This is a genomic window from Burkholderia sp. LA-2-3-30-S1-D2 (assembly GCF_001523915.2).
Lineage (GTDB): Bacteria > Pseudomonadota > Gammaproteobacteria > Burkholderiales > Burkholderiaceae > Burkholderia > Burkholderia diffusa.
Genome location: NZ_CP013385.1, coordinates 629,583 through 651,523, shown reverse-complemented (window position 1 = coordinate 651,523; position 21,941 = coordinate 629,583). Strand labels below are relative to the sequence as shown.

At 64.4% G+C, this 21,941-nt stretch carries 21 protein-coding genes; 17 read left to right on the top strand and 4 right to left on the bottom strand.

Annotation, left to right across the window (positions count from 1 at the left end; all coding sequences use genetic code 11):
• Positions 1-6: 6 nt before the first annotated feature.
• The gene (locus tag WS66_RS32025) at positions 7-783 is read right to left on the bottom strand and encodes an enoyl-CoA hydratase/isomerase family protein (protein WP_059599707.1); all 777 of its coding nucleotides are present in this window, start codon (positions 781-783) and stop codon (positions 7-9) included.
• Positions 784-1,056: 273 nt separating this feature from the next.
• On the opposite strand from WS66_RS32025, the gene WS66_RS32020 reads away from it, so the two are divergent.
• Complete coding sequence (locus WS66_RS32020) at positions 1,057-2,388, top strand: MFS transporter (protein ID WP_059599633.1); 1,332 nt, start codon at positions 1,057-1,059, stop codon at positions 2,386-2,388.
• A gap of 24 nt (positions 2,389-2,412) precedes the next feature.
• On the opposite strand, the gene WS66_RS32015 is transcribed toward WS66_RS32020, so the two are convergent.
• Positions 2,413-3,219, bottom strand: a complete 807-nt coding sequence (locus WS66_RS32015) for an IclR family transcriptional regulator (protein WP_059599632.1) — start codon at positions 3,217-3,219, stop codon at positions 2,413-2,415.
• Between the two features lie 87 nt (positions 3,220-3,306).
• On the bottom strand, positions 3,307-4,245 hold the full coding sequence (locus WS66_RS32010; protein ID WP_059599631.1) for a LysR family transcriptional regulator: 939 nt from the start codon (positions 4,243-4,245) through the stop codon (positions 3,307-3,309).
• 254 nt (positions 4,246-4,499) lie between these two features.
• Between WS66_RS32010 and WS66_RS32000 the strand changes: the two genes are divergently transcribed.
• From WS66_RS32000 to WS66_RS31935, 14 genes are all read left to right on the top strand, one after another.
• Entirely contained in the window at positions 4,500-5,825 is a 1,326-nt protein-coding gene (locus tag WS66_RS32000; protein ID WP_059599629.1) for a cation:dicarboxylate symporter family transporter, read from the top strand.
• Positions 5,826-5,848: 23 nt separating this feature from the next.
• A complete protein-coding gene (locus WS66_RS31995; protein ID WP_059599628.1) occupies positions 5,849-6,409 on the top strand; it encodes a carboxymuconolactone decarboxylase family protein in 561 nt (186 codons plus the stop codon).
• An 11-nt stretch (positions 6,410-6,420) separates the two neighbouring features.
• Complete coding sequence (locus WS66_RS31990) at positions 6,421-7,248, top strand: SDR family NAD(P)-dependent oxidoreductase (protein WP_059599627.1); 828 nt, start codon at positions 6,421-6,423, stop codon at positions 7,246-7,248.
• Complete coding sequence (locus WS66_RS31985; protein ID WP_059599626.1) at positions 7,248-8,084, top strand: amidohydrolase family protein; 837 nt, start codon at positions 7,248-7,250, stop codon at positions 8,082-8,084. The genes WS66_RS31990 and WS66_RS31985 overlap by 1 nt, the downstream gene beginning before the upstream one ends.
• A 79-nt stretch (positions 8,085-8,163) precedes the next feature.
• Positions 8,164-8,949, top strand: coding sequence for a substrate-binding domain-containing protein (locus WS66_RS31980; protein WP_059599625.1), 786 nt, complete (start codon positions 8,164-8,166; stop codon positions 8,947-8,949).
• 32 nt (positions 8,950-8,981) lie between these two features.
• The gene (locus WS66_RS31975) at positions 8,982-9,872 is read left to right on the top strand and encodes an alpha/beta fold hydrolase (RefSeq protein ID WP_059599624.1); all 891 of its coding nucleotides are present in this window, start codon (positions 8,982-8,984) and stop codon (positions 9,870-9,872) included.
• Between the two features lie 62 nt (positions 9,873-9,934).
• Positions 9,935-10,825, top strand: coding sequence for an alpha/beta fold hydrolase (locus WS66_RS31970; RefSeq protein ID WP_059599706.1), 891 nt, complete (start codon positions 9,935-9,937; stop codon positions 10,823-10,825).
• An 827-nt stretch (positions 10,826-11,652) separates the two neighbouring features.
• Positions 11,653-12,648: a porin gene (locus tag WS66_RS31965; protein WP_159086613.1), complete on the top strand. Its 996-nt coding sequence runs from the start codon at positions 11,653-11,655 to the stop codon at positions 12,646-12,648.
• A gap of 242 nt (positions 12,649-12,890) precedes the next feature.
• The gene (locus tag WS66_RS31960) at positions 12,891-14,750 is read left to right on the top strand and encodes a glycoside hydrolase family 3 protein (RefSeq protein WP_236872995.1); all 1,860 of its coding nucleotides are present in this window, start codon (positions 12,891-12,893) and stop codon (positions 14,748-14,750) included.
• A gap of 32 nt (positions 14,751-14,782) precedes the next feature.
• The gene (locus WS66_RS31955) at positions 14,783-15,937 is read left to right on the top strand and encodes an alpha/beta hydrolase (RefSeq protein ID WP_236872994.1); all 1,155 of its coding nucleotides are present in this window, start codon (positions 14,783-14,785) and stop codon (positions 15,935-15,937) included.
• Positions 15,913-16,410: a cupin domain-containing protein gene (locus WS66_RS31950; RefSeq protein WP_236872993.1), complete on the top strand. Its 498-nt coding sequence runs from the start codon at positions 15,913-15,915 to the stop codon at positions 16,408-16,410. The genes WS66_RS31955 and WS66_RS31950 overlap by 25 nt, the downstream gene beginning before the upstream one ends.
• A 139-nt stretch (positions 16,411-16,549) precedes the next feature.
• Positions 16,550-17,230, top strand: coding sequence for a hypothetical protein (locus WS66_RS31945; protein WP_151047762.1), 681 nt, complete (start codon positions 16,550-16,552; stop codon positions 17,228-17,230).
• Positions 17,231-17,426: 196 nt separating this feature from the next.
• Complete coding sequence (locus tag WS66_RS31940) at positions 17,427-18,386, top strand: amidohydrolase family protein (protein ID WP_442859305.1); 960 nt, start codon at positions 17,427-17,429, stop codon at positions 18,384-18,386.
• A gap of 4 nt (positions 18,387-18,390) precedes the next feature.
• Positions 18,391-19,722 (top strand): MFS transporter, encoded by a 1,332-nt coding sequence (locus tag WS66_RS31935; RefSeq protein ID WP_059599620.1) that lies wholly within the window; start codon positions 18,391-18,393, stop codon positions 19,720-19,722.
• 94 nt (positions 19,723-19,816) lie between these two features.
• On the opposite strand, the gene WS66_RS31930 is transcribed toward WS66_RS31935, so the two are convergent.
• On the bottom strand, positions 19,817-20,200 hold the full coding sequence (locus WS66_RS31930; RefSeq protein ID WP_159086612.1) for an AMP-binding enzyme: 384 nt from the start codon (positions 20,198-20,200) through the stop codon (positions 19,817-19,819).
• A gap of 301 nt (positions 20,201-20,501) precedes the next feature.
• Here WS66_RS31930 and WS66_RS31925 point away from each other — a divergent pair, with 301 nt between their 5' ends.
• Together WS66_RS31925 and WS66_RS31920 are read left to right on the top strand one after the other, a co-directional pair.
• Positions 20,502-20,891, top strand: a complete 390-nt coding sequence (locus tag WS66_RS31925; protein WP_059599618.1) for a fucose-binding lectin II — start codon at positions 20,502-20,504, stop codon at positions 20,889-20,891.
• A gap of 108 nt (positions 20,892-20,999) precedes the next feature.
• A complete protein-coding gene (locus WS66_RS31920) occupies positions 21,000-21,848 on the top strand; it encodes a fucose-binding lectin II (protein WP_059599617.1) in 849 nt (282 codons plus the stop codon).
• Positions 21,849-21,941: the final 93 nt, after the last annotated feature.

Genomic DNA, 21,941 nt, shown 5'->3' with positions numbered 1-21,941 from the left:
CGGCGCTCAGCGCACGTTGTCGAGGAATGCGCGCACGGCATCGCGGTGCTCGCGGCTCGTGTAGCAGATCGCCTGCGCCTGGCTGCCTTGCGACAGCACCTGCGGCGCCGACAGCTCGTAGCTCTGGTTCAGGATCGCCTTGCCGAGCGCGAGCGCTGTGGGCGAGCCCTGGATCAGCTCGCTCGCCCACGCGGTGGCGTCGCCGAGCAGCGTGTCGGGTGCGCTGATCCGGTCGGCGATGCCCAGCGCGTGCGCCTCGCGTGCATCGACCTTGCGGCCGCTGAAAATCAGGTCCTTGGCGGCCGCGAGCCCAACGCGTCGCGGCAGGAAATACAGGCCGCCGCCGTCCGGAATCAACCCGCGCTTGATGTAGCTCCACACGAACGTCGCGGCCTCCGATGCGATCACGAAATCGCACGACAACGCCATGTCGGCGCCGAGACCGGCTGCGGCGCCGTTGACGGCGGCAATCGTCGGCTTCGGCATCGTGTGCAGCAGCGAAACGGCGTGATGCACACGCTGCTGGCGCGACCACCCGTTGAACGCGACTTCATCGGGCGGCGCATCCATGCGCTGCGCCATCCCGGCGATGTCGCCGCCAGCGCAGAAACCCTTGCCGCTGCCGGTGATGATGACGGCGCGAACTTCCGGCGCCCGTGCGAGCGATTCGAGCGCATCGATGAGCTCGGTGCGCATCGCGTCACTGACGGCGTTGCGCTTGTCGGGGCGGTTCAGGGTAAGGGTCGCGATATTCGATTGAATCGTGACGTCGATGGTTTGCATGGTTTCTTCCTGCGTCGAAAACGAGCGGTGCGATGAACCGGCAGTGCGCGGCGCGATGCGCGAAGGCCGATCCGCTTGCAGCAAGCGTAGCGCCAACGCATGCGGCTGCCATCAACGTCGTTTCACTGAATGAAACTGTCAGCCACGCAGGTTTGTTTCATCCAGTGAAACGGTATGGTTGCGGCTGGCCGCCAGCCGCCGATAATCAACTTCACCGCGACCGGACAAAACCCGATTCGGTGTCGCGGCGCGTTCAACAAGACTGGAGACAAGATGCAACCCGCCATTGCAACGGAATCGCTCGAGCGAAGCGGCGCTGACCGGCCGGCACTCGACGCGGTTTATGCCAAGGTGACGAAACGGCTGCTGCCGTTCCTCTTCATCTGTTACGTATTCGCTTACATCGATCGCGCCAATATCGGCTTCGCGCATCTGCAGTTCTCGCGCGACATTGGTCTGACTGAAGCGTCATTCGGCCTCGGTGTCGGGCTGTTCTACGTCGGCTACATGATTTTCGAGGTGCCGAGCAATTTGTGGCTCGCACGTGTCGGTGTGCGCAAGACGCTGATGCGGATCATGGCGCTCTGGGGGCTCGTGTCCGCGGGCACCGCGTTCGTGCAGACGCCGACCCAGTTCTACATCGCGCGGGTGCTGCTCGGCGCGGCGGAGGCGGGCTTTTTTCCCGGCGTCATCCTGTACTTCACGTACTGGTTCCCATCGGCGCGGCGCGCCCGCGTGACCGCATTGTTCATGACGGCGATCTGCGTATCGGGCATCGTCAGCGGGCCGGTATCCGGTTTCATCCTGAACAACCTGTCGGGTGTGCTTCACCTGAAGGGATGGCAGTGGCTGTTCGTGATCGAAGGGTTACCGTCGGTCGTGGCCGGCCTGTTCGCGTACGTCTATCTGACCGATCGCCCGGAGCACGCGAAATGGCTGAGCGCGGATGAGAAGGCGCTGCTGCTGCGCGAACTCGAACACGACGCGGCGCTGAAGGCATCGCACGCGCACGGCTCGATCTGGGATGCGCTGAAGGAGCCGAAGTTCTACTTGCTGGCGTTCGCGTATTTCAGCGTGCCCTGGGCGAGCATCGTCGTGCATGTGTGGGCGCCGAGCGTGATTCGCAAGAGCGGCATCACGAACTTCTGGTACATCGGGCTGCTGTCGGCGATTCCTTATGTGTTCGGTGCGGTCGCGATGTATCTGCTCGGCCGGCACTCCGACCGCAAGCTGGAACGGCGCTGGCATTTCATGGGCAGTGCCGCGCTGGCCGCGCTCGGCGTCGCGCTGCTGCCGGCCGCCGCGTCGCAGCCGGCCGCACTCATCGTGCTGCTCACCATCGCGACGGCCGGCTATCTCGGGATGCTGTCGCTGTTCTGGACGATTCCGCCCGCGTACCTGTCGAGCACCGTGGCCGCGAGCGGGATTGGCCTGATCAGCAGTCTGGGACAGTTCGGCGGCATTGCGGCACCGTCTGTGATCGGCTACACGTCGACCCAATTCGGCAGCAGCGCGATCGGCCTCTACACGGTTGCGATCGTGTCGGTGCTCGGCGGGCTCGCCGTCGTGCTCGGCATCCCGGCTCGCGCGATTCGCGAACGCTGATGCAGGGGGGAGCCGATCGTCGCGTCAGCTGTCGAGGCGCAGCGTCGCGGCGACGATGTCGTCGCGCAATGCCAGCAATGCCGCCGACAGGCGGGCGGCGACGGCTGACGGGGCATCGAGCGTACGCACGCTGAAGTTGAGCGCGAGCGTGCGGTGGCCCGCAATCTCGAGCGGTGTCGCGAGTGCGACGACTTCCGGCTGCCAGCTCGCGACGCAGAATCCCTGCGCGCGCACCGCTGCGACGGCGTCGTCGATCTCGGCACGGATGCGCGGCCACGATGCGCGATGCGGTTCGAGTTCGGCGAGTTGACGCGCGTAATCGGCGCCGGGCAGCGACGCAAGAAACGCGCGGCCGAGCGACGTCAGCGCCATCGGCACGCGCTGGCCGCTGACGACGGTGCGAAGCGACGCACGCGGGCTGTAGCGGATCGATTCGAGGTAGACCATGTCGTCGCGGTCGGGGCCGGCGATGCCGACGTTGATGTGCAGCGCCTGGGCCGTCTCGCGCAGCCGCGGCGCGGCCGCTTGCAGCACCGTCGAACCGCTCCTGAGCGCATGCGCGAGGCCGAGCACCGGCAATCCGAGCCGGTAGCCGCGATGCACGGGATCGTGTTCGAGATAGCCGGCTTCGACGAGCGTGCGGGCGAGCCGGGTGACGGTGGCCTTCGGCAGGCCCGTGAGTTCGACGAGGTCGCCGTTGCCGAGCAGCGTCGCGCCGGAGCCGAACGCGCGCAGCACGTCGAGCCCGCGTTCGAGCGAGCGGTTCGAGACCGTCGACGACGGGCCGCGTTCGGTTGCGTCTGACGAGTGCGACGGGCGGGATTCACGCATGGTGCAGTGGCTCGCGAGGGTGGGGAAATGGGAAAGCGTCGAATGCGTCGCCGCGCCGGCCGCGCACACATGGCCGGCACGCGGGGTTCAAGAGTCCGATGCGAGCCATACGACCTGATCGCTCCAGGTCTGCTCGCGCGTAAAGCGGAACAGCGTGTCCTTGAGCATGCGGATCCATGCGTCGACCAGACGCGACGGGCGGTTTTCGCGCAACGTGGTGATCGATACGGTCGAGCGGATTGCGGGCCGTTCGATCGCAATGGCTTTCAGCTCGCCGCGCGCCAGTTCTTCCTGGATCGCAACGTAGGTAAGCAGCGAATAGCCGACGCCCGCGCGCACGAGCTGCTTGGTCAGTGCCACGCTGTCGATTTCGAACGCGACGCGCAGCCGCACGCCGTGCTGAACGGCGGCCTGGTCGATCAGTCGGCGGTTGCTGTGCGGGAGGCCGGGCAGGATCAGCGGCATGCTCGCGAGATCGCGAATACTCAGCGCCTTTCGCGCGGGCGCCGCGTCCGGCGGCGCGACGACGATCAACGGTTCGCTGAAAAGGGGAACGACATCGAACGCATCGAGTGGCGGCTGGTTGTAGACGACGGCGAGATCGACGCGCCGATCGAGCACCCATTCCTGCAGCGAATTGCTGAGCCCCTCGCGAACGTGCAGCGAGACGCCGGGCCAGCGTGCATGAAAGTCGCGGACGAGATCGGTGCCGATCAGCCGGCCGATCGTCGGCGGCAGGCCGACCGCGAGATAGCCGCGTTCGGTGTCGGCGCTGGCACGCACCTGATCGGCCGTTTCGCTGACCATTCGTGTGATCATCTCCGCATGCTCGAGGAGCCGCGAACCCGCGGCCGTCAAGCGAACGCCGCGTCCGTAGCGGGTGAACAGCGCGACGCCGATTTCTTCCTCGAGCTTGGCGATCTGGCGGCTCAGCGCCGGTTGCGCGATATACAGCTCCGCGGCTGCGCGGCTGAAGCTGCCGGCGCGGGCGACGTGAATGAAACTGCGCAGTTCTCGAATGTCCATGTCAGTGTTGAGCTATGCCTTCGTGGCATAGAGATACATGTTCATAAGGTCTTTGTCAAAGAAGGCGCCAGATTCTATGCTGCGGTTAGATAGCAATTCAACCCAATAACGATTCCGGAGACACCATGCATCCTCGTCCCCCCGCCCATCCCGTTCCTCATTCGCGGTCGCGTCGCAGCGCGCAGCCGCATCGTCGCTGAGCGTTTCGTCGTTCGATCGAAGCGCCATCCGAACCGAAATATGAAGGAATACTGATGAAAAGCCTGAAAAAACTGCACGTCCAGGTGCTGATCGGCCTGGCCTGCGCGATCGTGCTGGGCCTGCTCGCGCCGAAGACCGCGATCGCGATGAAACCGTTCGGACAGGGGTTCATCGCGCTCCTGAAGATGATGCTTGCGCCCATCATTTTCTGCACGCTCGTCCAGGGCATGGCGCACGTCAAGGATCTCAGGATGCTGGGCCGGATGGGCGTGAAATCGCTCGTCTACTTCGAGGTGGTCAGCACGATCGCGATGGTGCTGGGCTTCGCGATGGTCAACCTGTTTCCGCCGGGCACGGGCCTGCACGCCGCCAACATCGCCGAGAGTGCCGAAGCGCTGAAGACGACGTCGAATGCCGGCGAGATCTCCGCGGTTGCGTATCTGCTCAGCCTCATTCCGCATACGCTTGTCGATGCGTTCGCGAAAGGCGACATCGTGCAGGTCCTGATCATCTCGATCCTGGCCGGGCTCGCGCTGAACGTATCGGTCGGCGCCGATTCGGTGGTGCTGCGCGGCATCGACGAAGCGCAGAAGGTGCTGTTCCGGATGCTCGCGTTCATCATGCGCCTCGCGCCGCTCGGCGCGTTCGGCGCGATGGCGGCCGCCGTCGGCAGCTATGGCGGCGTGACGCTGCTGTACCTGTTCAAGGTCATCGTTCTGTACTACGCGACCTCCGCGATCTTCGTCTTCGGCGTGCTCGGCGCGATCAGCTGGTCGATCGGCCTGCCGTTCGCCGGGATCATGCGCCTGATTCGCGACGAGCTCCTGCTGACGCTCGGTACCGCGTCCAGCGAAGTGGTGTTTCCGCGCCTCGTCGAGAAGATGAAGCGCGCCGGCTGCGACGAAGTCGTGGTCGGGTTCGTGCTTCCGGCCGGCTACAGCTTCAATCTGGACGGCACCGCCATCTACATGGCGATCGCGATCGGCTTCATTGCACAGGCAACCGACACGCCGTTCTCGCTCTGGCAGCAGCTTGGCCTGCTCGCGATTCTGAGCCTGACGTCCAAGGGTGGCACGACCGTCGCCGGCGGCGCGTTCGTCAAGCTGGCGGCCACGCTTCAGTCGGTGCGTTCGTTGCCGCTCGCCGGGCTCGGTCTGCTGTTCGGCATCGACCGGGTCATGGCGACCGCGACCGCACTCGTGAACGTGGTCGGCAACACGATGGCGGTGTTCGCGATTGCCCGCTGGGAAGGGCTGTTCGATTCCGCCGCGTTCAACCGCGAAACCGGCCGCACGGCGCGACGCTCGATGCTGCGCGCGCGCGTCGTGCCTGCCGATGCACGAGCCGAACGGTCCGGCGCGCCCGCCGAAGCCAACTGAATTCTGTCGAGGTGATTTCATTCATGGAACGTATTGCCACGCTCGCCCCCGAGCACATGTCCGACGCGCAGCGCCAGGTGTACGACGCGATCGCCAGCGGGCCCCGCAAAGGCGTGCGCGGTCCGCTGGCCGTCTGGCTGCATCGCCCGAAGCTTGCAGGCTGCGCGCAGGCGCTCGGCCAGTACTGTCGCTATGACAGCAGCGTGTCGCCCCGGCTCTCCGAGCTGGTCATCCTGTCGATGGGGCGCCATTGGCTCGCCGAGTACGAATGGGCTGCGCACAAGCCGTTCGCGCTCGAGGCAGGCCTGACGATCGACGTGATCGACGCGATCCGCGACGGCGTCGAACCGCCGTTCGTCCGGCACGACGAGAAGCTCGTCCACGCCTTCGTCACGCAATTGCACGAACGCCACGAGATCGACGATGCGTTGTATGCGGCGCTCGTCGACACGCTCGGCGAAGGCGCGGTCGTCGATCTCGTCGGCATCGCCGGCTACTACACGCTGATCTCGATGACGATCAAGGTCTTCAACGTGCCGCCGCCAGCCGGCGTCGCCCCCGAACTCCCTGCAACACACGGTTGAACACACCCATCATGAACGACACATCCATCAACGAGGCAGGCACGGGCCGCCTGCAAGGCAAGGTAGCGATCGTCACCGGCGCGGGCTGCGTCGGTCCCGGCTGGGGCAACGGCCGCGCCGTGGCCGCGCTGTTTGCCGCCGCGGGCGCGAAGATCTTCGCGGTCGACATCAACATGGACGCGATGGCCGAAACGGTCCGCCGCGTCACCGAGCTCGGCGGGGAGATTACTGCGCACACGTGCGACGTCACGAACAGCGCCGCCGTCGCGGCCATGGTCGACGCGTGCCGCGAAACCTACGGGCGCGTGGACATTCTCGTGAACAACGTCGGCGGCTCGGCCGCGGGCGGCCCGGTCGCGTTGTCCGAGGAAGCGTGGGACAAGCAGGTCGCGTTCAATCTGAAGAGCGTCTACCTGACCTGCAAGCACGTGCTGCCGGTCATGGAGCAACAGGGCGCCGGCGCGATCGTCAACACGGCGTCGACCTCCGGCATCCGTTGGACCGGCTCCGCGCAGGTTGCCTACGCCGCCTGCAAGGCCGGCGTGATCCAGCTGTCGAAGGTGGTGGCCGTCGAATACGCGAAGAAGGGCATCCGCGTCAACACGGTCGTGCCGGGCCAACTGCATACGCCGATGGTCGAGGTGCGTCTGGCCGGGCAACGCTCCGGCGGCGATGTCGACAAGCTGCTCGAAAGCCGGCTCGCGCGCATTCCGCTCGGCTTCATGGGCGACGGCCGCGACACGGCGAACGCCGCGCTATTCCTCGCCTCCGACGAAGCCCGCTTCATCACGGGTACGGAAATCGTCGTCGACGGCGGCATGACCGCACGGTGCGACTGATGGTGCACGTTCGGCAGGATGGCCCGGTGGCGCCTGTGTGGGATTGCCACGCGCACATCTACGGGCCGTGGGAGCGGTTTCCGGTGCCGGCCGACGCCGCGTACCTGCCCGAGGCGGCACCGATGTCGCGCTTGCTCGCGCTGCACGAACGGCTCGGCGTCACGCATGGCGTGATCGTCCAGGCCGCGTGCTATCGGCACGATCACGCCGCATTGCTTGACGCGATCGCCGCGACCGGCGGCGCCTATCGCGGCGTCGCGCTCGTCGACGACACGATGGACGACGGCACGTTGCGCGAGCTTCACGAAGGTGGAGTGCGCGGCATCCGGTTCAACTTCATGGGGCACCTGCCCGGCGAGCGTGACACGGACAAGCTGCTGCGCACCGCGGAGCGCGTTGCAGCGCTCGGCTGGCACGTGCTGCTGCACGGCAGGCTCGCCGAACTGCTGCCCGTGCTCGACACCTGGGCCGGGGTCGACATTCCGATGGTGATCGACCACATGGCGCGCCCGTCGATGCAAGCGCCGTGGACCGACGACGAACGCGGCGCATTGATCGCGCATCTCGGCAATCCGTATCGCTGGATCAAGCTGTCCGGTGTGGATCGATTCGCGGGCGGCGACGCGCATGCGTGGCCGGATGCGCGGCCGCTCGCGCGCCGGCTGCTCGATGCCGCGCCCGACCGGTCGATCTGGGGATCGGACTGGCCGCATCCGAACATCGAAGGCGCGGCCCCGGACGACTCCGCACTGCTCGCGTTCGTTCGCGCCTTGTGCGGCGACGCGGCGCTTGCGGATGCCGTGCTGGCCGGCAATCCGCGGCGGCTCTACGGCTGAGCCGAAGCAGCCCGCGAATCGCCGCCCGGCGGACGAACAGAAAACACATTCGACTTACAGTGACCCTCAAGGAGGAGACGTGAAGGAAAAATCGATCTGGCGGACTTGCGTGGCCGCCGCGGCATGGGTAACGCTGTGCGCGGCGTCGCCGGGCGCGCATGCCGAAGACATTCACGTACTGGCAACCGGCGCGCTGCACGGCGCGTTCGGGCAACTGGTGCCGATGTTTGAAAAATCGTCGGGACATCGTCTCGAGATTGCCTGGGGGCCGTCGTACGGCAAGTCGGCCGAGGCATTGCCGATGCGCTTGCGCAACGGCGAGAAGGTCGACATCTGCTTCATGATCAAGCCGGCGCTTGAGCAGGAAGTCGACGCGGGCCGATTCGACCGGGCCACGCTGTCGGACATCGCCGCCACCGGGATCGGCGTCGCGGTGCGCAAGGGACTCGCCGTGCCCGACATCAGTACGGACGACGCGCTGCGTCGCGCGTTGCTCTCCGCCAAATCGGTTGCCTTTTCCGAAGGAGCGAGCGGCACCTATATCGTCGGCACGCTCTTCAACCGGCTCGGCATCGCCGAGCAGATGAAATCGAAGAGCGTGCTGATTCGCGGCAAGGAACTGGTCGGCACCGCACTCGCGCGCGGCGACGCCGACCTGGGGCTGCAGCAGATCAGCGAACTGAAGGTGACGCCGGGCATCGACTTCGCGGGGCCGCTTCCTGCCGACGTGCAGAAGACCAGCGTGATCTCGTCGGCGATCGCCGCGAATGCGCAGGCCGCCGACGCGTCGCGCGCGTTCGCGGCTTTTCTGAAGACGGCGCCCGCCGTGGCCGTTCTGCAGAAAACCGGCCTCGATCCGCTTTGAGGCGACGGTCCGTATCGATTCACGAGGAGACAATGAAAGCAAACCAGATACTGACGCGGCTCGTGCTTGCCGCCGCACTGGCAACCTCGGTTGCCGCCTGCTCCACGCCCCCTGCCGACGCGAACGCGGTTCAACGCACGCTCGTGTCGAAAGGCGACGTCCGGATCGAAACGCTCGAGCAAGGGCATGGCCCGGTGGTCGTGATCCTGCCGTCGCTCGCGCGCGGCGCGGAAGATTACGACGAGGTCGCGCGCATGCTCGCGCACGACGGATTTCGCGTATTGCGTCCGCAACCGCGAGGTATCGGCCGCAGCACGGGGCCGATGCGCGACCTCGACCTCCATGCATTCGCATCCGACGTCGCGCTCGTGCTGGATCACGAGCACACCGGGCCGGTCGTCGTCGTCGGGCATGCGTGGGGTAGCCAGCCCGCGCGCATGCTCGCAGTCGACCGCCCCGACCTCGTGCGCGGGCTCGTGATGGCCGCGGCGTCCGCGGGCAAGTTGCCGCCGGGATCGAAAGAGAAGCCCTATGGACGCCTGCGCGAAGCGATCGACGGCGCTGGCGATCCCCGGGTGCCGGAAGCGCAGCGGCTGACCTACCTGCGGCAGGCATTCTTCGCACCGGGACGCGATCCGAGCGCCTGGCTGACCGGCTGGTATCCCGCGGTACACGCGGCACAGGCCCATGCACGCAACGTCACCCCGATCGATGCGTACTTCGGTGGTGGCAAGGTGCCGATGCTCGACCTGCAGGCGCAGTACGACGCCGTCGTCGTGCCTAACGTGTTCAAGCCGTGGCTGGGTGAGCGCGTGACCGTGCAGGTCGTCGCGGACGCCGGGCACGCGATGGCGCCCGAGCAGCCGCGCGCGATGAGCGATGCGATCGCGGGCTTTGCGCGCAAGGTCTACGGCACGCGCTGAGCTGCATTCGAACGGACAGCAAGTAGCGAATGTGTTCGTCAATCAACGAGGAGATTCAAATCATGAAGGTATCGAAGCGCGGCATCGTTGCCGCATGCGTGTGGTGGTGGGCGGCGTCCGCCTTTGCGTCGTCCGGCGTGGCCGCGGTCGATCGGGAGATCGTCCGGCATGGCGATGTGCAGATCGAGGTGATGCGCCAGGGGCAAGGCCCGCTGATCGTGATCCTGCCGTCGCTCGGGCGCTCGGGCCGGGATTACGACGTGGTTGCCGCGCGGCTCGTGGCGGACGGCTTTCGCGTGCTGCGCCCGGAGCCGCGCGGCATCGGACAGAGCAAGGGGCCGATGGAAAACCTGTCGGTCCATGATTTCGCGGCGGACGTAGCGACAGTGATCGAGAACGAGCATCGCGGGCCGGCGATCGTCGTCGGCCACGCATGGGGGAACTTCCCGGCGCGCATGCTGGCCGTCGATCGGCCCGATCTCGTTCGCGGGGTCGTGCTCGCGGCCGCGTCCGCGGGCAAGGTGCCGCCCGGTTCGACGGAAAAGCCGATCAACGCGGAGATTCGGCAGGCGATCGACGGCGCCGGGGACCTGTCGCTGCCGAAAACCAAGCGGATCGAATACCTGAAGAAGGCATTCTTCGCACCAGGCCACGATCCGCGGGTCTGGCTCGACGGCTGGCATGCCGCCACGCACGACGCCGAATCGCATGCGCGCGAGACGACGCCGGTCGATGCGTATTTCGCGGCCGGCACCGCGCCGATTCTCGACCTGCAGGCCGAACACGACGCCGTTGCGCCGCGCCGGTTCTCCAACGTGTTGAAGTCGATGCTCGGCGATCGCGTGACGATCGTGAGGATTCCGGATGCCGGCCACGCGCTTGCACCCGAGCAGCCGGCCGCAATGGCTGACGCCATCGCAGCCTTTGCGCGCAAGATCAACGCCGCGCAGTGATGATCATGCATGGCGGCTCCATCGAGCCGCCGTGCATGATCGAGGGGAGTGCGCCGTGCTCCCCCGCAAGCTTTCCAACTCACGTGTGCGGACCTGTCCGTATGCGTATCCCGACACGACTTCACGTGTCATGTCACGCTGTCTACCCTCCTTAATTTCGATTGTTGTCGCGACAGGGGCGCGAAAATTGGTGCGCCACGTCGTCACGTTGTGCGATGCCGGACCTTGAGCGGCACCACGGAGCACAGTCAGGTATCCATATCGAATGTCGTGCGTCGCCATTGATCTCGTGTGTCGAACGCGCAAGCGACGGAGATGTGCGTATGGCGCCGATTAATTTATGCAACTACATAAGAGTCAATGCCGTTGTTTCAAGGAATGAAACTGCACCATTGAGAGAAATAAGGGATCGTTTATCGTTCTGACTCGAGCTGCGATTGTCAGTAAATGCAGTTCGAGTTCGACATGAGTATCGTCCGCGGACTGTAGACATGCTGCGCGCCGGTATCTCGGTGAATTGCGGTGCGCAGCGCACGTTCCGGAAACCGATGTCGCACCATGAACGGGCACGCGGTCGACGAGCTAGGGCGAGCGACGTTTCGGTGGAGTTCGATGCTTGCGCCGGCAACTGCGCGACACCGGCCTGATCGCATGGTGATCGGATTAGATGGGGCGCAGATGGCATGCCCCTTGCACTCTCAGGTGCAGTGGCATGGTCGATCAGGATCGGCGCATGGACCTCAAAGTTCTGCTGGCGATATCAGATAAATTAGTACAGCGATACAAATGTTTGGGGATGGTCGATGAAACGTCGAAGGATCGAGATAATGGGACTGCTGATGATTTCAGGAGCTGCTGCCGCACAATCCAGTGCGACACTCTTCGGCGTGGCAGACGCGTCGGTCAGGCGGATAGGCAACGGGGCGGATGCCGTCTACTCGATCGGAAGCGGGGGACTTGCCGCGAGCCGGCTCGGCTTTCGGGCGGACGAGGATATCGGAGGAGGAACGAGGGTGCGCGCCTGGCTGGAGGGCACGGTGAACTTCAATAACGGCACGGGCAATCCGTCCCGCTACTGGAACCGTCGTTCGACGTTGAGCGTGATCGACCGCTACGGCGAACTGCGGGTGGGCCACGACCTGACGCCGAGCTACACGTCGTTCGGGGAGTTCGACACCTTCGGCGTCAGCGGTCTGGCCGACCAGGGGAAATTCTATTCGACGGCGTTCGGCAGTGGCATCGAGGCGACCGGGCTTTGGGCTCGTGCCGACAACATGATCGCGTATTACACGCCGCCCGGTCTCGGCGGGTTTTACGCGCAGGCTGCCTATGCGCTGGGTGGAGGCGAGCGGGCGAAGCGGTATGCAGGCGGCCGCGTCGGCTATGCGAACGACACCGTCAACGTCACGGCGGCGTTCGGCGTATTCGACGGTCTGCAGGGGCCGCTCAAGCGCACCGGTTTTGCGGTCAGCTATGACCTCAAGTACCTGAAATTACTGGGGTCGGCGGTGCGCAATCAGTATCTCGAAGCGTCCCGCCTGATAGCACAGGCCGGGGTAATCGTACCCGTTAATCCGTTTCTTTCCCTTCGCGCCAACTTCACGCGTGTGAGTGAATCCGGTGCATTGGGCAAGACCTCGATCGATGCAAATCACGCCACCCAGGTCGCTGTGGGCTACACGTACGCGCTTTCCAAGAGGACGAGCACGTATGGAACGGTCGTGCGACTGAGCAACAAGGGCGGCGATGCATTCGGCTTCGGCACGCAGCCGGTCGGGCGCCTGCTCGTGGGTGCGGAGCTCGGCGTCAGCCATCGCTTCTGATGTACGGCATTCGATTGTAAAGGCGGCGCATATCGTGCCGGAGCGACTGGCAGGTTGCAGTTCACTTCGGCGAATTTCTCCTTCAGTACCTTTCGAAAAAGGATGAAATCCAGGTGATTCGATCGAGATCCATCTCTGGTGTGGTCGGCGTACTGTTGCTTTCCACTCTGGCAGCGTCCGGGTGCGGAACCTCGCGCCCGGAATCCTCGAAGCAGGTCAAACTCGCCGGCGGTGCAATTCCGTTGATCCACGCCGACGGATTGCTGTTCCGCGATCTGGACCGCAGCGGCGTGCTGGAGCCGTACAAGGATTGGCGCCGGCCCGCTGCAGTGCGGGCTGCCGATCTCGTTTCAAGAATGACGCTCGAGGAAAAGGCCGGCGCGATGATGCACGCGAATCCACCGGCGAAAGAGGCGGCGGGCGTGCCGGGAGCCGGCTCGGCATGGGACATGGCTGCCGTCGGCCGCCTCGTGCTCGACCGGCACGTGACGTTTTTTCTGAACCGGCTCAAAGCCGACCCGGCGAGCCTGGCGAATCAGCAAAACGCGCTGCAGGCGATTGCAGAGCAGGGGCGCCTCGGGATTCCCGTCACGGTCAGCAGCGATCCGCGCAGCCAGTTCTCGTATGCACAGGGTGTAAGCGTCGACGCCGGCGCCTTCACGAAATGGCCGGATCCCGCCGGAATGGCGGCGACGGGCGATCCGGAACTGGTCCGTCGGTTCGCCGACAGCGTGCGCCGGGAATACCTGGCAGTCGGTATCCGGATGGCGTTGTCGCCGCAAGCCGATCTGGCCGTCAATCCGCGCTGGCATCGCAGCAGCGGAACGTTTGGAAGCGATCCGGCGGCCTCCGCTCGATTCGTTCGCGCTTATGTCGCCGGCATGCAGGACGGCGAATCCGGGATTCACCGGAGCAGCGTCGTGTCGGTCGTCAAGCACTGGGTCGGCTATGGCGCGACGATGAACGACGGGGCGGACGCACATAACTACTACGGACGTCTGCTCGATATCGACGGGGCGAACATCGAGCGGCACATTATGCCGTTCACCGGCGCATTCGCCGCGCGAGTCGGCGCGGTGATGCCTTCGTACGGGATGCCTGCGGCGCCATTTCGCGTGCGCGGCAGCGCCGGACCGGTCGATCCGGTTGGCATGGGATTCAACCGAGCCATGCTGACCGATGTATTGCGCGGCCGCATGGGGTTCGACGGCGTCGTGCTGTCCGACTGGCAGATCACTGACGATTGCACGCGGGTATGCCGGAACGGCGCGAATCCCGGCGAGAAGCCACAGTTCTCCGACATCGCGATGCCGTGGGGTGTCGAAGCACTCGACAAGGCCGGGCGCTTCCTGAAGGCGATCGATGCAGGGGTCGACCAGTTCGGCGGCACGAGCGACCCGGAGATCGTCGTAGGTCTCGTCAGGAGCGGAAGACTCGACGTGTCGCGGGTCGATGCAGCGGTGCGGCGAATCATGACGCAGAAGTTCGAGCAGGGGCTCTTCGAGGATCCGTACGTCGATGCCGGCCGTGCCTCGTCGATCGTGGGAAATGCCGAATTCAGGCGGATCGCACTCGATGCGCAGCATCGCTCGCAGGTACTGCTGAAGAACGGCCGACATCTGCTGCCGGTGAGCCGGAGGATGACGAAGGTATTCGTGTACGGATTCGACGCGGACGTAATGCGACGGCGCGGGTTCACGGTCGTGCAGCGTCCGGAGGAAGCGGATTTTGCCGTCGTCGGTATGGCGACGCCGTTCGAGGTGCTGCATCCGAATTTTTTCTTCGGTGCACGGTACCGCGAAGGCAGCACGCGTTTCAGGGCGGACGATCCGGCGTTCGCCATGCTCGAGAAAGCCGCCGCCGTCGTGCCGACCATCGCGTCGATATACATGGAGCGCCCGATCGACCTGTCCGGTATCGCGACCCGCGCGACAGCGATCGTCGCCAATTTCGGTGCGGCGCCCGACGCGATCGTCGATGTCCTGACCGGCGAGTCCAGTCCTGTCGCTCGCCTGCCGTACGACCTGGTATGGAGCGATCGCCTTCACGAGCAAACGAACGAGCCGGTGTCCTATCGAATGGGTGAAGGGCTCGAGTACTAACCTGTTTTGCATTGTTAGCGAGGAACATATCGATGGTATTCAGTCATCTCAGACGATGCCGGACGCTGGCCTGCCTGGCGACGGCCGTGGCGATCACGTCCGCCGCAGGCGGTATGGCGTCGGCGGCGGAGTTCGGCCCGCAGCAGTTCATCCCGACGAAAGTCACACGGCATGCGTCGTTCTATGTCGGCGGGCGGTATGTCGAGAAGGACGGCAAGACGACGATGGACGGACAGATGTATGTCGAGGGCTGGGCGCCCGCACGCATCACGCATCGGTATCCGATCGTGTTTCTTCACGGTCTCGGCCAGACGGCGACGAACTGGATGAGCACGGCGGACGGGCGAAAAGGGTGGGCCGACTACTTTGTCGATCAGGGTTACGTGGTCTACATGGTCGATCAGCCCGATCGCGGCCGCTCGTCCTGGTCGACGGACGCCGATCACCGGTTTCGGGTGACCGATGTCGCGATGGCGCAGCGCCTCTTTACGTCGCCGGAGCGCGACAAGGGGTGGCCGCAGGCGGAAAAGCACATGCAATGGCCCGATGCCGGGCGGCGTGGCGACCCGGTGTTCGATGCGTTCTATGCCGGACTCGTGCCGTCGCTTGCCGACAACGTGCAGAGTGAACTGCTCGTCAAAAATGCGGCGGCCGCGCTGCTGGACAAGATCGGACCCGCCATCCTGCTCGTCCATTCACAGGCGGGCCTGTTCGGCTGGTCGATTGCCGACGCCAGGCCGCAGCTTGTCAAGGGGATCGTATCGGTCGAGCCGTCGGGACCGCCGTTCCAGAACGCCACGCAAGCGAAACCCGAACTCGCGTGGGGGCTGACGAACATTCCCGTTCAGTACGACCCGCCCGTCACCGATCCGGCGCAGCTGGCGATCGAACAGCAGGACACACCAGACGGAAGGGATCTGACGAAATGCTGGCTCCAGAAGGAGCCAGCCCGCAAGCTCGTGAATCTTCAGCATGTGCCGGTGCTGGTGTTGACCAGCGAGGCGTCCTATCACGCGCCCTATGACCACTGTACGGCGTCATTTCTCGAACAGGCCGGTGTGAAGACGACATTCGTGCGCCTCGACGCAATAGGCATTCACGGCAACGGGCACTTGATGATGCAGGAAAAAAACAACCTGGACGTCGCCGCCGTGATCCACTCGTGGATCGCGAAGACGATGCAATGATGCGCGCGCGCGTGCATTCGGATAATGAAAGACCATTTGAGGAATCGATCATGCATCGTAAATTGGACAAGCTGCGTTGGCACCCTCTCGTCGGCGCGATACTGGCACTGGGCTGGAGCATCTCGCATGCGCAGGCGCTGCCCTCGCAGCGGGTCGGCGTCGAGGGGAAGACGCTCGGGTCGATCCCGTTGAGCGTCGAGTTCCTGGCGGCGGCCGGCAGTCGCGAGCTGCGAATGCGCGAAGTCACCATACAGCCCGGCGGCGTACTACCGATGCACAGCCATCGCGATCGGCCGTCCGTCTCGTATGTTCTGAGCGGGACCGTGACCGAGTATCTCGACGGCGCCCCGGCGCCGCGGGAAGCGCTGGCAGGTCAGGCCTACACCACTTCCGGCCCGCGCGCGCACGCGCTGCGCAATACCGGCTCGGTTCCGGCGGTGTTTCTCGAGGTCGACCTGCCGCCTGCCAAATAGCTCGACGTTTGTCGAGACGGTCCGCATACGGCAGATCCGTGCGGACCTATTCATTCCGGTTATAGGTTTCTATCGATAAAAGGTTTTGGTCAAGCCCGGGAAAAGTGTTCACAGTGACTGGCATAAACAGGAGACGAGCTTGCACGATGCCACGACGCTGCCGAGCGCCATGTTGATGGTCATGATGGAACCACCGTCCGATCTCGAGGACGAGTTCAACGACTGGTACGACACCGAGCATTTCCCCCAGCGCCGATCGCTGCCTGGATGCATCGCGGCTTCGCGATGGGTATGTGTGCACGGGTGGCCCCGCTGGATGGCGCTTTACGATCTGGCGAGCGTCGACGTGCTGCGAAGCGACGCGTATCGCTCGATGTCGGGCAGGCAATCGACGCCCTGGACACGCCGGATCCTGTCGCGCACGGTGGGCCGACGCCGCGTCGTGGCCACGGCGCTTGCCGAGACCACGGCGACCCAGCATGCCGGATGGGAAACTTCGCGGCTCGTCGTGATGGGCATTCCGGTCGAGACGCATGGCGACGCGCTGGATGTCGCCGGGGGGCTGCAACGCCAACTGGCCTCGTCGAACGAGGTGCTTCAGCTTCGCGGATTTTTCGAATCACGCGCTCAGCCGACGCGCGACGGCCCGCATCAAAGCGCAGTACCGGCAGGCATCGCATGGTTCATTGTCGCGCTCGTCGCGCCCTTGGAGCACGCACTTCTCGACGCGACGCGCCGGGGCGCAGCCGGCCACTCCCTGACGGTATTCAATGTCTATGCGCCGTACCTGCGTGATGCCGGCCTGTCAGCCGACCCGTAAATGCAGATGGGGTTTGTGTCGGATCGGAGTGCCCGATCTGCAACCAGTTCGGCCTTGAAAACAGGATTCCGAACTGCCAGTCAAGACTTGATCGCACAGCTCGATCGCCTCGATCGCCTCGATCGGACACGCGCAATCTCGCGCCCGACTACGTGCGTATGAATGCCGGATTCGCACCACACGCGCGCGCCCAACGATGCGTTCTCCGGTGCGGTACCCATACCTTTCGCCTACCTTCAAGGAATCTGTCGACATGACCATGCCTTCTCCGAATTCCTCGGGGCATTCACTCAAGTTTTCTCCGCCGCCGCTGGCGGAACCGCGCCGCCCGGTCTTGCGCCTGCCGGCAAACAGCTGCGACGCGCATTGTCATGTGTTCGGGCCGTTCGACCGCTATCCGCTGCCCGACGACCGCAGTTTCGATCCGTCTGCGGCACCCGAAACTGCGTTGCGACGACTGCACGAGCGCATCGGCTTCTCGCGCGCCGTGATCGTACAGAGCCAGGGCCATGGGTTCGATCATCGGCCGATGATCGACGCGTTGCGCGACGGAGCCGGGCGTTACAAGGGTGTCGCACTCGTTCGGCCGGGCGATTCCGATGAGCTCCTCGCGGAGTACGACGCGAATGGGGTGTGCGGCGCACGATTCAACTTCCTTGCGCATCTCGGCGGCCGTCCGGATTTGAATGCAGTCGGGACGGTTGCCGCACGCATCAGGCCGCTCGGCTGGCATCTGGCGATTCACGTGGCCGGGCAGGACATCATCGAGTTTTCGCCGTTCATCCGTTCGCTCGACATGCCGGTGGTCATCGATCACATGGCGCGTCTCGACATCGACGAAGGGGCGGACAGTCCGTCAGTGCGGGCGTTGTGCGCGTTGCTCGATACGGGAAACGTATGGGTCAAACTGTCGGGCGCAGACCGGATGTCGAAGGCCGGGGTGCCATTCGAGGACACGCTGCCTGTCGCGCGCCGCTTTGCCGAACACGCGCCCGAGCGCGTTCTGTGGGGCAGCGACTGGCCGCACGTCAACCTGAGCCATCCGATGCCGGACGACGGCGACCTGGTCGATCTGATCGCACGGATCGTGCCGGACGAGACGCGCCGCACGCAGATGCTGGTCGACAATCCCGCTCACTTCTTCGGATTCAGGTGAACCCATGGCATCGACGCTCTCTATTGCGCACGACCGGCCGGATGTGACGAAAGACGCCGCGCTTCAGCGCGCGTTGCGCAAGAACCTGATCCGTCTCGTCCCGCTGCTGGCGATCGGCTATTTCTTCAATTACATCGATCGCACCAACATCGGCTTTGCTGCGCTGACGATGAACCGCGATCTCGGCCTGACCGGTAGCCAGTTCGGCATGGCCGCCGGTCTGTTTTTCGTCGGCTACTGCGTGCTCGAGGTGCCGAGCAATCTCGCACTCTATCGGTTCGGCGCGCGGCGCTGGCTGGCCCGCATCATGATCAGCTGGGGGCTGCTGTCGGCCGCCTGTGCGTTCATCCAGGGGCCGACCAGTTTCTACGTACTTCGCGTGCTGACCGGTGCGGCCGAAGCGGGCTTCTTTCCCGGCGTGCTGTTCTATCTGTCGTGCTGGTTTCCGAAAGCGTGGCGTGTGCGCGTGCTGGCGTGGTTTCTGGTCGCGATTCCATTGTCGTCGGTGGTGGGCGGCGTGTTGGCGGCGTTCGTCATGCAACTGGACGGGGCAGGGGGGCTCAAGGGCTGGCAATGGCTTTTCATCGTCGAAGGGTTGCCGGCGTGCCTGCTTGGCCTGCTGACCCTGTGGCTCCTGCGCGACCGACCGGAACAGGCCGACTGGCTGACGCGGGAGGAATCGGCGGCGCTCTCCGAAGTCCTGGCCCGGGAATCGGCCGAACTGCCGAAAAGGAACTTCGGCGCCGTGCTCCGCGACGCGAGGGTCTGGTTCATGGTCGGCATTCTCTTCTGCTATTGGATCGGCATCAACGGCATTGCGATCTGGTTGCCACTGATGCTCAAGGGGCACGGATTGTCGACGTTCTCGGTGGGCCTGCTGTCGGGAGTGCCGTATCTCGTCGCGGCGGTCGTCATGATCGTGTGGGCCAGGCTGATGGAGCGTCACGGCAGGCACCTGCTGCATCTCGCGCTTGCGTGCGTCGTCTCCGCCGCGGGGTTGATATTCGCAGTCGTCTTTTCGTCGCTGCTGCCCGCGCTCGTCGGCATGGTGTTCGCGGTGATCGGGTTGAGCGCGGCGCGGCCGGCGTTCTACAGCCTGCCGTCGCGGTATCTGACCGGGATCGCGGCGGCGGGCGGCATGGCGTTCATCAACTCGATGGGCAGCCTCGGTGGCTACGTCGGCCCGTGGATGGTCGGCGTGCTCAAGGACACGACGCATTCGTATGCACCGGGAATGCTGGCGATGTCGGTGTCGCTCGCGCTCGCCGCGCTTTTGACGTGGGGTCTTGCGGTCTATACGCGACATGAATCGTCCGGAGAGACGAACGGCGAATGACGCATATTCGGATGAGGCCTGCGTGCGCAGGCCTCGATTCAGAAGCGAACGGCTGAAGGCGCGAAGAATCGGCATTCGCGTCTTCGCCGGAACCTCAGCGTTCCATCGAAACGCTGGCTTTCTCGCGATCCCACAAGGTTTCGGGGAATTCGGCCGCCTGCAGACGCAGCTTGAACTTCTCGATCTTCTGGCTTGCATTGAGCGGTAGCTCGGACGCGAATTTCACGTAACGCGGCACCATGTAATACGCCATCTTTGTGGCACAGACGGCAATCAGCTCAGCATCGGGTAACGCATGGCCGTCTCTCAGAATGACACTCACGGCCATTTCGTCCTCGGAGAGATTGGATTTCACCGCGTAGGCGGCCACGTCGACGACAGCGGGGTGCTGCTGGATAGGTGTTCGGTGGTGGTCGGTGGCGCGGCCACGACAGAGATGCCGATATTGAAACAACACGCTGCCATCTGCGCGCACCACGCGCCAGCTCTGAAGCCGGATTGCCCTGCCTATCCGCCCCCCCGGCGCTGCCGTGCGAACATGTATCACTCAACAAATCGACACAGCCAACAATCTCGTTTCGAGAATATATCCAATTGGCCGCATTTATACCGATTCATTAAATCGACGTCACTTCATTTTCAATTTATAGAACAATAATCATTATCAATCGAATATTTTTCTATTTATTTTTCGGCATGATTTTCGAACCGCATTTCAAACGGCAAACGTTTGCGCGGCACGATGCAATACCTTGTTCGACAATGCTCAGGAGGAACTCATGGCCGACCCTCAAACGTCTTCCAACCGCGCCGGCGATTTTTCGATTCCGCCCAACACCGATTTCCGCGCGATTTTCTTTGCGAATGCGGTTGAGCAACAGCACATCAAGCTGTTTATCGGCGACAGCAATGAACCGGCCGCGTATCACAAGCTGACGACGCGCGACGGCCCGCGCGAAGCAAAACTGAATTCCGGCAACGGCAAGCTCCGCTTCGAGGTGACGGTGAACGGCAAGCCGTCGGCCACCGACGCGCGGCTCGCGCCGATCAACAGGAAGAAAGCGGACGGTTTGCCGTTCACGGTCAACTTCGGGATCGTCGTATCGGAAGACGGCCACGACTGCGACTACAACGACGGCATCGTCGTGCTTCAGTGGCCGATCGGCTGATCTGACGCGCGATCGGCGGCCAGCCAGCCGGCCAGCGAGCCGGTGCGTCGTTCGACGGCGTGCCGCGCATCCACCTCAACAAATAATCACCGATCATCGGAGACTTCCATGCCTCTTCTTTCAGCGTCGATCACCAGCGCACCCGTGGTGACGTCCGAAACCTACGTCGACATCCCCGGCCTGCATATCGACATCGCGAATGCCGACATTCACGACGGCAAGCTTCTGGTCACCCTCAACGTGCCGACGCCGTACGCGACCGGCAACAACTTTCCCGGCATCTATTTCGCGATCGCGACCGACAAGGGCGTCGTCGCGGACGGCTGCTTCAGCTACTCGTCGAAAGTGCCGGAAATTACGGGCCGCATGCCGTTCACGCTGGTCGCGACGATCGACGTCGGCAGTGGCGTCACGCTCGTGAAGGGCCAGTGGAAAAGCGTGCGCGGCAGTGCGATGCACATCGATTCGTATGCGAGTATTTCTGCGATCGGCTGCACGGCTGGGCAGTCGTCGTCGGCGGGTAGCGGCACGCCGGGCAATCCGGGCGGCGAAGGCGGCGGCACCGGCACGGGTTCGGGCCCGGCCCCGGGCAACATCGGCGTCGGCGGCGAGCGCGACGGTGTCTTCAATCTGCCGCCGAACACCCGGTTCGGCGTTACCGCGCTCACCAATGCGGCGAACGACCAGACGATCGACATCTATATCGACGACAACCCGAAACCCGCCGCCACGTTCAAGGGCGCGGGCGTGGAGGATCAGAACCTCGGCACCAAGGTACTCGACTCCGGCAAGGGGCGCGTGCGCGTGATCGTGACGGTGAACGGCAAGCCGTCGCGGCTCGGCTCGCGGCAAGTCGATCTGTTCAAGAAGTCGTACTTCGGGATCGTCGGCTCGGAAGACGGCACCGACGACGACTATAACGACGGCATCGTGTTCCTGAACTGGCCGCTGGGCTAAGCGTTGGCCGCATTAGGCGAACATCGCCACGCCGTCCGGCGTGGCGATCCGCGGGAACGGCCGAGTCACGCAGGCGCCGTTCACGCATCGAGC

What these genes read in the sequence shown, in the direction of transcription:
- WS66_RS31955 (WP_236872994.1), top strand. Translation starts at nt 14,783, where the DNA reads ATGGTATTCAGTCATCTCAGACGATGCCGGACGCTGGCCTGCCTGGCG.
- WS66_RS31940 (WP_442859305.1), top strand. Translation starts at nt 17,427, where the DNA reads ATGCGTTCTCCGGTGCGGTACCCATACCTTTCGCCTACCTTCAAGGAA.
- WS66_RS31995 (WP_059599628.1), top strand. Translation starts at nt 5,849, where the DNA reads ATGGAACGTATTGCCACGCTCGCCCCCGAGCACATGTCCGACGCGCAG.
- WS66_RS31990 (WP_059599627.1), top strand. Translation starts at nt 6,421, where the DNA reads ATGAACGACACATCCATCAACGAGGCAGGCACGGGCCGCCTGCAAGGC.
- WS66_RS32025 (WP_059599707.1), bottom strand. Translation starts at nt 783, where the DNA reads ATGCAAACCATCGACGTCACGATTCAATCGAATATCGCGACCCTTACC.
- WS66_RS31920 (WP_059599617.1), top strand. Translation starts at nt 21,000, where the DNA reads ATGCCTCTTCTTTCAGCGTCGATCACCAGCGCACCCGTGGTGACGTCC.
- WS66_RS31985 (WP_059599626.1), top strand. Translation starts at nt 7,248, where the DNA reads ATGGTGCACGTTCGGCAGGATGGCCCGGTGGCGCCTGTGTGGGATTGC.
- WS66_RS32010 (WP_059599631.1), bottom strand. Translation starts at nt 4,245, where the DNA reads ATGGACATTCGAGAACTGCGCAGTTTCATTCACGTCGCCCGCGCCGGC.
- WS66_RS32020 (WP_059599633.1), top strand. Translation starts at nt 1,057, where the DNA reads ATGCAACCCGCCATTGCAACGGAATCGCTCGAGCGAAGCGGCGCTGAC.
- WS66_RS31970 (WP_059599706.1), top strand. Translation starts at nt 9,935, where the DNA reads ATGAAGGTATCGAAGCGCGGCATCGTTGCCGCATGCGTGTGGTGGTGG.
- WS66_RS31935 (WP_059599620.1), top strand. Translation starts at nt 18,391, where the DNA reads ATGGCATCGACGCTCTCTATTGCGCACGACCGGCCGGATGTGACGAAA.
- WS66_RS32015 (WP_059599632.1), bottom strand. Translation starts at nt 3,219, where the DNA reads ATGCGTGAATCCCGCCCGTCGCACTCGTCAGACGCAACCGAACGCGGC.
- WS66_RS31925 (WP_059599618.1), top strand. Translation starts at nt 20,502, where the DNA reads ATGGCCGACCCTCAAACGTCTTCCAACCGCGCCGGCGATTTTTCGATT.
- WS66_RS32000 (WP_059599629.1), top strand. Translation starts at nt 4,500, where the DNA reads ATGAAAAGCCTGAAAAAACTGCACGTCCAGGTGCTGATCGGCCTGGCC.
- WS66_RS31975 (WP_059599624.1), top strand. Translation starts at nt 8,982, where the DNA reads ATGAAAGCAAACCAGATACTGACGCGGCTCGTGCTTGCCGCCGCACTG.
- WS66_RS31965 (WP_159086613.1), top strand. Translation starts at nt 11,653, where the DNA reads ATGGGACTGCTGATGATTTCAGGAGCTGCTGCCGCACAATCCAGTGCG.